The following is a 12,173-nucleotide window of genomic DNA, read 5'->3' on the forward strand; positions in this document are numbered from 1 at the left end:
GGCTGCGACTGGCAGCCCGATAGCAGAGCCGCGGTCAACAGACCGGCCAAGGGCACAAGGGGAGTGGGGCGCATGGCTTAAACATACGCATTTGCCCGAGGGCTGCGCCCTGCCGCGCTGGGGATGCTGGCCTGTGAACGACTATCTGAATTGAGTAACCTGGCCTAACGGCGCCAGAACGCAATTACGATTTGGCAATCAGCTTTTGGGCAGGCTTTTCAATAAAGTAATACAAGGCAATGGACACCACATTTAACAGTAGAAACATGATGTAGTAGTTGGTGGTAATATGGTCTTCAATGAAATTGCTGAAAATACCCATGTGCACCAAATAAAAAGCGTAAGAGCTTTTGCCCAGCAGATCGAAGGTTTTGGATTCAAACAGCCGGCTAATCCAGGTGCGCTCGTATACCAAACCATAAAACGTGGCTGCCACCCCGATAGGAAGTATTAGATTGTTGATGGCAATGGTGGTATAATTAAACCAGCCCGAGCCGTCGACTGGGGACTGAATGAGGGCTAGCCCGATTAGGCACAGCAGGATCCACCCAAATCCGAGCGCGGTAAACAAGCCGTTGAGGCGTTGCTGATACGTGTATTTGTTTACAATCAATGCCAAGCCCATGCCGCACACGAATTCAACGCAACGCCCGAAGAACGTGTAGTTGAACAGGAAGCGGTAGTCGCCAAAAAAGCCGCTGAAGCGGTCGGGTGAGCCGATGAGCGCGACCAGCAGCAAGCCCGGCAGAGCAATTAGAAACGGAAAAAAGAAGATGCTCTTGCGGTTGCGCGCCAGCCAAAGCAGCAGGAAAGGGGCCGCGATGTAGAAGCACTCTTCGACAGTTAGCGACCAACCTTGCTTAATGCCCGAGGCTTTGATATCGATGAAGAAGCCCCGGATAAACGTGATATTGAATATCGGCACCAGAATTTTGGCGGCGCGGCTATACGTCGGCCAACCGTCCGAGGCATTGGGCTGCAAGTGCAGCGCCGAAACAATAAAGGTGCAAATCGTTAATAGGAAATACAGGGGGTAAATGCGCGCCACTCGATTGCGCATGTAATTAATAAACCACTTGGTGGAAATAGTAATTCGATCAATGTAGCGCGCTGTTATTAGAAAGCCACTTAATACAAAAAAGATGGTTACCCCAATGTGGAACTCCTGTACAATATCTCCGAGAAAATTAACTGAGACGTCGTTGGTGCGGAGGGGGTTGAAATGGTGGAAAAACACCATGTAAGCAGCCAACGCCCGAATGCCCGTTAGGGCTGGATAGTATTTCTTCGGCTTTGCCTTGGTTACAGAAGATCCGGCTGGTAAGACGACGGGCTGATCGAGTTGGGGTTGTTGCAAGTCGGTAACGGTTAGCGACGAAGGGATGATTAGGTTAGCTGAAAAACCCTCTCTAGCGACTGTAGCAGCAATTGACCGAGAGGGAATGGTCAGTAAATCAGCTAGCAAAAGTACCGCATTTCTTTTAACCCAAGCTGCTGGTTCAAGCCCTTTTTGTTACGGGCGACGTCCCTTGCCTGCTGGCCGTGTTGCTGAACGGTCCTGGGCTATCAATAATGCGAGAAGGTCCGTTCCGGACCTTCGGGCATGTTCTGTCGGATATTTACCTCGTAGATACTGACCTGTCGCGCCCGGGCCGGATGGGGAGGGTGAACGAAGCCGCGAATCGAAACTTGGCAGCAGAACCGTGGTCCGCAGGCCGGCCAAAAGCAGAAGGATGCTGCAGGGCTTGGACTGAACATGCGGATAATGCCTTTCGCTAAGTAGATCTCATAGTAGTTTAGTTCAGGCGCCTTAATGAGATTTTTGCTTCGGTAGATAAATGCTAAATATTTAATTATTTTTGTAATTAGCTAGTAATTAGATGAATTTAGGTAGATTGTATAAAAATTTGATTTTAGTTCAAAGATTAATAAACATTGATTGTGTATTTTATAGGTTACCTGATTTTTGCATAAAAATTATTATAATGTCATGCTTATACAGGTGGGTGATGAGCCAAAATTAAAATTTGCTAACATACTTTCAGATTGGTTTTGGTTATATTTTTTTATGATATTTTATTGTGAATGCCTTCGCATTAGATCTGATAAGCGTCAAAAGCATGATGGGTTGAGTATCTCTGTGCAGCTGAATCATATTTTTTAGTCACTCAGCTAGGCGTTGGATGGAATAATTCGGCAGGTTACGCTAATGCCTAGTTACTGTTTCGGCGGCATAAGGTACCCGCAGCCAGCGGTTCAGCGGTTGCTCTACCAGGTAGTACAGGGCAATTGCCAACAGGTTCATCAGGCCAAATACCACCCAGGAATTGGTGCTCACGTGGCCCTTTACACACTGCTGCAGCACGCCGATGTGGATGAGGTAGAATACGTAGGAGCTTTTGCCGAGTACCTGCAGCAGGCGCGTGCTCAGCAAGCGACGGAGCCAGGTGCCTTCGGTGAGCAAGCCGGCGTAGAACAGCACGATGCCGCCGGGCAGCACGACGTTGTTGAGCACCACGCCCCAGGGCGTTTCCTGCCCGAACTCGTCGGCGGGGCCGCGCACGGCTACCAGCGCAGCCACCACGGCGGCCAGCAGCAGTAGGCCGGCGCCGGTGAGCAGGCCCCGGGCCGGGCGCAGTTGGCCGCGGCGAAACCACAGGGCTAGCTGCACGCCCGCAAAAAACTCCACCGCCCGGCCAAAGAAGGTGAAAAGCAACATGAACAGGTAATTGCCAAACAGGCCGTGGTGCTCCAGCCGCCCCAAGGTATTGACCAGTACTGCGCCTACGCCTAGCAAGGCCAGCGGCAACAGCCACAGCAGGCGCGGGCGCCGGCGCAGCAGAGCAAAAGCCAGGGGGGCAAACAGATAGAAGCACTCCTCCACGGTCAGCGTCCAGCCCTGCGGAATGCCCGTGTACTTGTAGTCGTCGAAAAAGCCGCTGAGAAAAGTGACGTTGAAAAGCCAACTGTAAAACACGCTCGGCCCCTTGCTGAGGAAAAGGACAGCGTAGGTCAGCGTGGTCAGCAGAAAAAACATGGGGTAGATACGCGCTACCCGGTTGCGTAAATAGCGGCCCCACCAGCGGCCCGTCCACTGCTCGGTGCCGAAGTAGCGCAAGGTGATGAGGAAGCCGCTGAGCACGAAGAACAGCGGTACGCCCACGTGAAACTCGCGCAGCGCGTCGTCCATCCAGGTGCCCACGGGGTACGGATTGTAGTGGTGCAGGCACACGAGGTAAGCCGCCAGGGCGCGCACCCCCGTGAGGGCTGGCAGGTAAGTGCGGGCGGCGGTAGCGAAGGACGGAGAGCCGGCAATGACAGGAGCAGACATGGACGCGAGGACAGTAGCGTAACCGGCAAGATACGAGCCACCGCCGGGCTTGGCGACGCCGCGCAGGCGCGGTACCTGTATCTTAAATTGATCGGCAGGTACCAACTGCGGGAAACCAAGGTGCGGGCAGCACTCAAGCTGCTCAGCCCAATTGATGCGCAGCGGCGGAACCGAGCTCTGCCCGCTTGTGGATCAACAAGCGGGCAGAGCCAGTGAGGGCCAGTAGCCTGACACAATCCCACCCGCACTGCCTCGGCGTGGCGGAATCGAATTGCCGTGATGGCGAAGGCCGGTTTCTAGCCCGTAATTAAATGAATAGAAGGGCACAAGCTCGGCTGAGTTTGTGATTTGTGAGGGCCCGGAGCCCACTCGCCGTTACCGCTGTGCATACTGTCTATAGCTGCTGTCAGTATAGCTATTCAAAAAATAAGCTACTTTTTGTGATGTTTTTATTAAATATTATTTATTGGAAGGCGCTCTAAATATTTTGTTTAGTGGTTGTTCTATCGAATAATATAATCCAATGGCTAATAGGTTGAGTAGTACGAACTGCACTGGTATGCTAGTGGTAATGTACCGATTGATCAAGTATTGCAATAGTCCCATGTGTATCAAGTAAAACACGTAAGAGCTCTTGCCCAGTAATTGGAACAGACGAGTGCTTAGTAACGTGCGCAGCCACGTGTTTTCCGTTAGCAAACCGGCATACCACAGCGCCACTCCAAGCGGGAGTATTACATTGTTGACGAAAATGCTCATAGGCGATACTAAGCCATACGTGTGGGGGCCGCGTACCAAGATCATTAACACGATAAGCGCCAACAAGGCTACCGTGCCCGCTAGGGTAAGGAGGCCACGTTTGGGACGTAACAGCCCGCGTCGATACCATATTGCCAACTGAATTCCCGTAAAAAATTCAATAGCTCGGCCAAAAAAAGTGTAAAGTATCATGAACTTGAAATTGCCAAAAAGCCCATGAAAATGTAGTGGCGCTAATACAGCAACCAGCAAGCAGCCAAAACCAATCAGTCCCAAAGGCAATACCCACAACAGCCGAGGCCGACGGTGGAGTATAGCAAATGCTATTGGCGCAAAAAGGTAAAAACATTCCTCCACCGGTAGCGTCCAGCCCTGCATCACCCCGGTGTACTTGTAATCATCGAAAAAGCCGCGTAAAAAAGTGATATTTACTAGCCACGTACTCAATACACCTAGCCCTTTGTGTAAAAACTCGACGGCAAAGGTTAAAGTAGTCAATAGAAAAAACATCGGATAGATGCGCGCCATCCGATTGCGCATGTAGTTTTTCCACCAACGCGCATTCCAGCGCTGCGTTCCATAGTACCGTAGCGTTATTAAAAATCCGCTCAATACAAAAAAGAACGGTACTCCTACATGCAATTCTAGGAGCACATCGTGCAGAAAGCCAGTTATGCCTTGCCCAGCTTCAAGCGTATTTGAGTGGTGCAGGTATACCAAAAAGGCCGCAATGGCCCGTACGCCGGTTAGCGCCGGCAAGTAATTACTAACAACCTGACGTGCAGAACCAGTTGTTGAGGGAGGAGATACAACAGGAGACAAACCGGTTATCCTGAAAGTGAATTAATCGTTAAGAACTTGCTAATTACGGCAATTCTTGACCAAGCGCGGGTGCAGTCCAGTATTTCCATGGTAAATATCCAAATAAATCACTGTAAAATTGTTATTTATTGTGTAAAGTTTAAATTTAACATATAAAATATTACATTAAATAACCTGCAATAACTGCGCCTTGGCTACTTAAGCACGTGTCTGGTATTTGACAAGCCATTTCGCCCGGCATGCTGGGTGCTGTCAATGCATGACTTAAGCTTGAGGTTTCCAATACGATTTGAGTGCATACAAGAACATTGGTTAGCCACGCAGTATATGCGAGCGGACATCGTTGTTGGGCCTGATAGGGCTGTTCCATCTAGGTATTGGCAGGGCTGCCCGCCGCGCTAGCGAAAGTCGCGCAGGCGCTTTTTGCTCAGCTCGTAGCTCAGAATGGCCGGGATGTAGAAGGTCACATCGGCCAGCAGCTTGGCCAGCAGCACGCCCCCGGCAAAGTGGCCCAGCCACAGCGGCAGGTAGTACATCAGGGCCGGCCGGATAACGAAGGAGTCGGCTAGCTCGGCCAGGCCGAACTCTACCAGCAGGGCGCGGACGTTGCGGCCGAAAGTGGGCCAGCCGTAGGCGAGGCCGGCGGCGCGGCGCTGCCGGCGGGCCCGGTGCATGTCGGTGAGCAGGATGGTACCGAAGTAAAACACGTTGCCGGCCCAAGTGCCCACCAGCGCCGCCGTTACGCGGCTGCTCGTCAGCCACAGGGCCAGCGCAGCCCCGGCCAGGGTGGCCAGCAGCGAGAGAATTTCGGCCGGCAAGTAGCGGCGCAGCCATTCGCGGAGTTTGCGTTTCACGGGCGGAGCATTTCAGAGCGCGAACCAGCCCACTACGAAATACAGCAGCAACAGGACCGCAAACGCCGCGGCCAACGGCAGCACCGCCCGGCGCGGCACCAGCAGCAACAGCAACAGGGCCACGGCGGGCACCACCACGCCCACCAGCAGCGACACCTTCACGTAGCCCAAGCCGGTGTAGCGCCCAGCTAGCTCCAGCACCCGGATGTTGTAGTCGTAAAACCAGCGGCTGAGGGGTGCAAAGCGGCGGCGCGCCATCGTCAGCGCGCCGACCAGCAGGGCGGCGCCCAGCACCAACGGACCACCGAGGCGCGGACGGCGCAGGGCCAGCACCAGCAGCCAGCTCAGGGGCGTGAGCAGGCAGTACACCAGGATGTTGAGCTCCGGGTAGCTCAGGCCCGTAGCGCGGCAGGTAGCCACGAACACCCGCACGATGTCGTCGAACAGCTGCTGCATGGCGGCTCAGGGCTGGTCAGGCAGCACCACCAGGCGCTGCCGCTGCCCGGCCAGCTCGGCCCAGTACACGCCGCCGGGCAAAGGCCGGTTCTGCGCGTCGCGGGCGTCCCATGGCAGGGCATGAGTCCCGGCCGTGCCGTCGGTGGCGAAGGTGCGCACCGTGCGGCCCCGGCTGTCGACGAGGCGCAGGGCGGGCGCGTCGGTGAGTTGGTGCACGGTGTAGCGCAGCGTAGTGCGGCCGCGGACGAGGCGGTCGGTGGGGGCTTCCAGCGTCAGCGCGTCGGGGTCGGCGTGGCGGGCGGGCGTGGTGTCGAGGCGCAGGCCCTGCACCGTCAGGCTGGCGCGGTCGGCGGCAGCAGTCAGCGCAACGCGCAGGCGCAAAGCGCGGGCAGGGGCGTCGTATTGCCAGTCGCTGGCGGGCAGGGGGTGGCCGGCCAACAGCACGGCCGTGGGCGGGGCCGCCACCCGCGGCAGCAACAACTCAAGGACTTGCCGCTCCGGCTGCGCGGCGCCGCCGCGGGTAGCCGTAAGGCGGGCCTGCGAACCGACCACGACTCCCTGCAGGGTCAGCAGCTGAAAGGCCGCGGGCGAGGCCGTGCGGCCGTCATCGTCGTACACGGTGAAGGAGGTGGTGCCGGCGCCGGGGTCGGCGAAGTACTGCACGAGCAGGGTGTCGGCGCGGTACGCGGCGGTGCTCGGCCGGGAGCGCGTCAGCGGCACGAAGGCCCCGGCGCGCACCAACAGGGGCAGCTGGGCCAGCGGGGCGGGGCGGCCCACCGTCTGGCCGCCGGGCAGGGTTTCGTGGGAGTGGAAGTCAATCCAAGAGCCGGCGGGCAGCACCACGTTGCGGCGGCGCTGCCCGGGCTGCAGCACCGGCGCCACCAGCAGGTTGGGCCCGAGGAAAAACTGGTCGTTGACGTCGGTCAGCGCCGGGGCGTTGTCGCGCAAGAAGGCCTGGTGCTTGTTGGCCCGCAGCTTCTCGGCCCCCCAGGCGCTGGAGGCGGTGGTGTTCCAGTTCCAGGTGGGTGCGGCGGGCTGACGGGCGCGGTCGGCGTCGGGGTGGGCTTCGGCGCGCTTGGCCGCCGTGTCGGCCTGCCAATTGCCCGTTTCCTGCCAGGCATCGGCCAGACCCGCCGCCAGCTCCTCGGCCGATAGGCCCTGCTCGGCCTCGGCCTGCACCGCCGTGAGGCCGAAGTTCATGGGCCGGGTAAGGGGCGTGCCCGTCTGGCTGTTTTCCCAGGCCAGGGAATAGAGGTAGGGCAGCAGCTGGTAGCGCAGGCGCACGGCCGCGCGCACCCGCTCCTGCGTGGCGGGCGGCCACCAGTAGGGCTCGGGGGCAATGTCGCCGCCGCCGTGGGGGCGCAGCACCGGGCCCAGCGCCGCCAGCTGCAGCCAGCGGGTATATAGCTCGGGGTCGGCAATGCCCTGGGCAAAGCCGCCGGCATCGGAGTGCATGTAGCCCACGCCGCCCAGGCCCATGCTGAGCATGATGGGCACCTGCGCCTGCAGCCCGGCCCAGGAGCGGCTCACGTCGCCCGACCAGGGGAAAACGCTGTGGCGCTGCATGCCGGCCCAGCCCGAGCGGGCGAGGTTGAAGAGGCGCTCCGCGGGGTACTGGCGCTGGTAGCCTTCGCTCAGGATGCTGGCCCACATCTGCCCGTAACCGTTGTGAATGCGGCGCGTGGGGCCCGCGTCGTACACCATGTCGGCGGGCTGGTTTTCCGGCTCGCCGAGGTCCGTCCACCAGCCCTGCACGCCGTCCTGCTTCAGCCGGTCGTACTGCTGCCACAGCCACTGGCGGGCGGCGGGGCGGTACATATCCAGCAAGGTGGCGGGCCCGGCCCAGAAGGATTCCACGGTGTAGGGCCGGCCCTGGGCGTCGCGCCCGACCAGCCCCTGGCGGCGCACCAGTGCGTCGTGGCGGGAGGCGCGCATCACGTAGGGCTCCGAAATCAGCACGGTTTTGATGCCGAGCGAATCGAGGCGGCGCGTCAGGCGCCGGGGATTAGGAAAGCCCACGGGCTCCCAGCGAAAGTCGCCCTGCTGCCGGGTGCCGCCAAACCAGTAGAGGTCGAGCACAAGCGCGTCGAGCGGAAAGCCGGCCTGGCGCATGCGGCGGGCCACCTGGTACATTTCCTGCTCCGACTTATACCCGAAGCGGCTCTGAATCAAGCCTAGGCCCCAGCGCGGGGGCAGGGGCTGGCGGCCGGTGAGGGCGGTGTAGCGGCTCAGGATTTCGGCGTAGGAGTCGCCGGCCACGATGAAATAGCCCAGCGTGGTCAGCCCCTCGCCGCGGTATTCGAGCACGTTCTTGTTGGTGGCGCCCAGGTCGAGGGTGCCGGCCGTGTGGTGGTCGAAAAAGAGCAGGTAGCCCCGGCTGCTGAGCACCGTGGGCAGGGTCACGTTCAGTGTCGGTTCGCCGTTCTGGTAGCCGTAGTGGGCTTCGTTGTAGAGCGTGAGGCGGCGCCCGCGGCGGTCCAGCGGCAGGGCCCGGGAACCGGTGCCGTAAAGGTGCTCGGCGGGCTGCAGCCGAAACGAGACGCCGGTGCCGCCCGCCCCGCTGAGCTGCTCGAACGCGCCGCCGGCCTCGGCGGCCACCGTTTCGCCGTCGGCGCGCTGGTAGCTGACGCGCAACGGGTTTTTCTGGATGACGACGGTGTAACAGTCGTGGTGCAGTTCGAGGGCCGCGGGGGTGTCGAATACCCCGGCGCAGACATCCGGCCCGTACCGGGCCAGCGCAGCCTCCGGCGCCGGTCCGTCGCAGCCCGGCCGGCAATTGTGCGAAGCTGCCTGGGGCGCCTGCACCACGCTCAGCGAGGAATCGGGCCGCAGGGGCTGGCCGGCGGGGTAAAACTCCACCCGCACCACGCCCGCGGCCCAGGGGCGCACGCGCAGGGTGCCGCCCTCCGTGCTGCGGATGGTGAGGATGCCGCGCTGGTACAAGTGGCTGCGGTAGCGGCCGAGGGCGCGCACCGGCGCGGGCGTTTCCGGCCGGCCAAACGGGTCTTGGCCGGGCGGACCGCCGCCTTCGCGCTGGGCCAGGGCGGGCCGGGCGAGGGCGGAAAGCCCCAGGCACAGGGGCAGCAGGTGGCGGACGAAAGCGGGCATCGGCGGGGCAGGGGAGCGGTAGCGCCGCAAAATAGGGGTTTGGCCACGGCCGCGGCGCCCGGTTTCCAGAGCGGCTGCGTCGCTTAGAACGCACCCCTAAGCGCGGGCTGGAGAGGTTAGGCGGCGGTCAGGCGGAGTCTGAGCGAAGTTTCCGCTCCGCCGAGCAGTGGAAGTACTACCGGTCATCAGCGCGCGAAAGGGTATAGCCTTCGCTCGACCGGACCGACTAACGGCGTTTTCAGTGACAACCCCCACGCTCTGATCGGGCGGCTGCCCGGCCCGGAAGCGCGGCAGGACGGGGCGTGACGGCAGCGGAGCTGGCAGGAAGTAGGACATTTTTATAGTTTCGCAGGATTCGATTGTTAATCTGCGGCTATGAAGCACTACCTGTACTGCCTGCTCGGCCTTAGCCTGGGCGCCCCGCTGGCGGCTCACGCCCAATCCGTCGGCATCGGCACGACGGCCCCGGCCAGTTCGGCCGCCCTGGAAGTGAGCAGCACCAGCAAAGGCTTGTTGCTGCCGCGCCTGAGCACCGCCCAGATGAACGCCCTGGCCGCCCCCGTGCCGGGGCTGCTGATTTACAACACCACCCTCAACAAGTTCTACGGCTACGGCCTCGGCACCAGCCCCAGCAGCTTTGGCCAGCCGGTGCAGAACATTGGCTTGGCCTCCATCACGCCTGGGCAGAGCTTCACCGCGCCGGCCAGTGGCGGGCTGAGCGAAATCGGCGTGTATTTCTCCAACGGCAGCTCGTCGACCCTGGTGGAGACGGTGACCTGGAGCGTGTACGCCGGCGCCGGCACCGCCAGCGTGCCCCTGCTGACGCAGACGCAAGAGGTGATTTTGCTCGGGAGCAGCCCGCGGTTGGTCACGTTCACGCTCCCGGCCAATAGCGTAATGCTGACGGCGGGGCAGCAGTACACCGTGGCCTTGCAGTACGCCAACGCCGCGCTGCAGCCCATGATTGCCGGGGCAAATCCGTATGCCGGGGGGACGTTCTACTCGGGCGCCACCCCAAGCGCCGCCCTGGATCTGGCGTTTACCGTCAGCTACCTGCCGCTGCAGTGGGTGCCGCTGCACTAGCCCAGCAGGCCGCCCCGACGGCCGCGGCAAGGGCCTGAACTGGGGCTGCTCGGCCGCGCCGCCGCTGGCCCGCCCGACCGGAAGGCGTCGCCGGGACGTAAAACTTCGGCCCGCCGGCCTAAACCTTTTGCCCGAGCTGGCTGTCCTACCAAGCTGACGAGCCCCGCGGGGCCGCCCGAAGACCGAGCGTTTATGCGAATTTTCCAGTGGTGGGGGCTGATGAGCGCGGGCCTGCTGGCCGGCGCCCCGGCCGCTGCACAGTCCACCGAGGCCGAGCGGCTGGTGGTGCCCGACAGCCTGCACCGGCCCACGCCGCCCGAAACCGACCTGCCCGATGTGCTGCGGCGCGCCTTTCCGCGCCTCATTCCCGCCCGCGACACCACCCCGCCCGCGCCCGGCCACAAGTACATCGTGGTGCTGCCCGTGGTGAGCTACTCGCTCACGACGCGCGGGCTGGTGCAGCTGACCAGCAGCACGGCCTTCCGGGAAGAAGACGCCAATATGTCGAGCCTGGTGGCGGCGCTGACCTACACCCAGAACCGGCAGCTGATTCTGAACGCGACGCCCTCCATCTGGACCACCGGCAACCGCTACAACCTGGTGGGCGACTGGCGCCTGATGCGCTACCCGCAGGCCACCTACGGCCTGGGCATGCACAACCGCCCCGCCGATGCCGTGCAGATGAACTACGACTACCTGCGCATCTACCAGAGCGTGCTGCGGCAGCTGCGCCCCAACCTCTACGCCGGCCTGGGCTACCAGCTCGATTACCACTGGGACATCCGCAGCGCGCGCAACGAGCAGCCGGTCAGCAGCGTGTCGGAGTACCGGCGCGGGGTGCGGGGCCGTTCCGTGTCGTCGGGCCTGGCCCTGACGGCTCTCTACGACTCGCGCGGCAACGCCATCAACCCGCCGGCCGGCGGCAGCTACCTCAGCCTGCAGCTACGCCCCAACTTCCGCCAGCTCGGCAGCGACGCCGCCTACCAGTCCCTGCTGGTGGATGTGCGCAAGTACCTGCGCCTGCGCGAAGGTTCGCGCAATGTGCTGGCGCTGTGGTCGTACAACGCCTTCGTGTTCGGCAACGGCGCGCCCTACCTCGACCTGCCGAGCACCGGCTGGGATATGTACAACAACACCGGCCGCGGCTACATCCAGGGGCGCTTCCGGGGGCAGGGCCTGCTCTATACCGAGGCCGAGTACCGTTTTGGCATCACCCGCAACCGCCTGCTCGGCGGGGTGGTGTTCGTCAACGCCCAGAGCGCCTCGGAGCCCGGCGGGCACCGCTTCGAGCAGGTGGCGCCGGCCGGCGGCGTGGGCCTGCGCCTGAACATGAACAAGCTCTCCCGCACCAATCTTACCGTGGACTACGGCATCGGCCGGCAGGGCTCCCGCGGGCTGTGGTTCAACTTCGGGGAGGTGTTTTAACCTGGGCAGTAAGCACCCGGAACGGCCTGCCAGGCGCAGCCGGAGCCGCGCTACTTATGGCAATTCCCGTCGTCAGCATCATGCGGCAGCGGGGCTTCGACAAGCGGAAGCCCGAACGAGCCGGGCGGCCTAGAAGCCTCGGGTTGGTTTTGGGGGTTACTGTTCGCTGACCCTGGGTGGCCTGCGCAGTTAATGTGCTTGTTTGCTTTGCATTCAGCCGGCGCAGTAGAAAATGCGACGGCCGCAGGCAACCCCGCCGGCCGCCCTGGCGAGTACGGAGACAAAGTTGCTTGCGGGAGCCGCAATTTCGGGCTGGCGTGCTGCCGGTTCGGCCC

The 12,173-nt window shown here is 61.5% G+C and carries 8 protein-coding genes; 2 read left to right on the forward strand and 6 right to left on the reverse strand.

Features of this window, described 5'->3' with window-relative positions:
- Positions 1-184: 184 nt before the first annotated feature.
- The 6 genes from LJ737_RS09635 to LJ737_RS09660 all read right to left on the reverse strand — a co-directional run bounded on the left by LJ737_RS09635 (position 185) and on the right by LJ737_RS09660 (position 9,330).
- Positions 185-1,357, reverse strand: a complete 1,173-nt coding sequence (locus LJ737_RS09635) for an acyltransferase family protein (RefSeq protein ID WP_227765094.1) — start codon at positions 1,355-1,357, stop codon at positions 185-187.
- 849 nt (positions 1,358-2,206) lie between these two features.
- On the reverse strand, positions 2,207-3,331 hold the full coding sequence (locus LJ737_RS09640) for an acyltransferase family protein (protein WP_227765096.1): 1,125 nt from the start codon (positions 3,329-3,331) through the stop codon (positions 2,207-2,209).
- A 459-nt stretch (positions 3,332-3,790) separates the two neighbouring features.
- Positions 3,791-4,912 (reverse strand): acyltransferase family protein, encoded by a 1,122-nt coding sequence (locus tag LJ737_RS09645; RefSeq protein ID WP_227765098.1) that lies wholly within the window; start codon positions 4,910-4,912, stop codon positions 3,791-3,793.
- 398 nt (positions 4,913-5,310) lie between these two features.
- Positions 5,311-5,766, reverse strand: a complete 456-nt coding sequence (locus tag LJ737_RS09650) for a hypothetical protein (protein WP_227765099.1) — start codon at positions 5,764-5,766, stop codon at positions 5,311-5,313.
- A gap of 12 nt (positions 5,767-5,778) precedes the next feature.
- Complete coding sequence (locus tag LJ737_RS09655) at positions 5,779-6,222, reverse strand: hypothetical protein (RefSeq protein ID WP_227765101.1); 444 nt, start codon at positions 6,220-6,222, stop codon at positions 5,779-5,781.
- 6 nt (positions 6,223-6,228) lie between these two features.
- Positions 6,229-9,330: a TIM-barrel domain-containing protein gene (locus tag LJ737_RS09660; protein WP_227765103.1), complete on the reverse strand. Its 3,102-nt coding sequence runs from the start codon at positions 9,328-9,330 to the stop codon at positions 6,229-6,231.
- A gap of 375 nt (positions 9,331-9,705) precedes the next feature.
- Between LJ737_RS09660 and LJ737_RS09665 the strand changes: the two genes are divergently transcribed.
- Both LJ737_RS09665 and LJ737_RS09670 read left to right on the forward strand, forming a co-directional pair.
- Positions 9,706-10,413, forward strand: coding sequence for a phage tail-like protein (locus tag LJ737_RS09665; protein ID WP_227765105.1), 708 nt, complete (start codon positions 9,706-9,708; stop codon positions 10,411-10,413).
- A gap of 192 nt (positions 10,414-10,605) precedes the next feature.
- Positions 10,606-11,838: a BamA/TamA family outer membrane protein gene (locus LJ737_RS09670; protein WP_227765107.1), complete on the forward strand. Its 1,233-nt coding sequence runs from the start codon at positions 10,606-10,608 to the stop codon at positions 11,836-11,838.
- The last annotated feature ends 335 nt before the right edge of the window (positions 11,839-12,173 follow it).

The sequence above is a fragment of the Hymenobacter sp. 15J16-1T3B genome (genome assembly GCF_020711235.1).
In the GTDB taxonomy this organism is placed as follows: Bacteria; Bacteroidota; Bacteroidia; order Cytophagales; family Hymenobacteraceae; genus Solirubrum.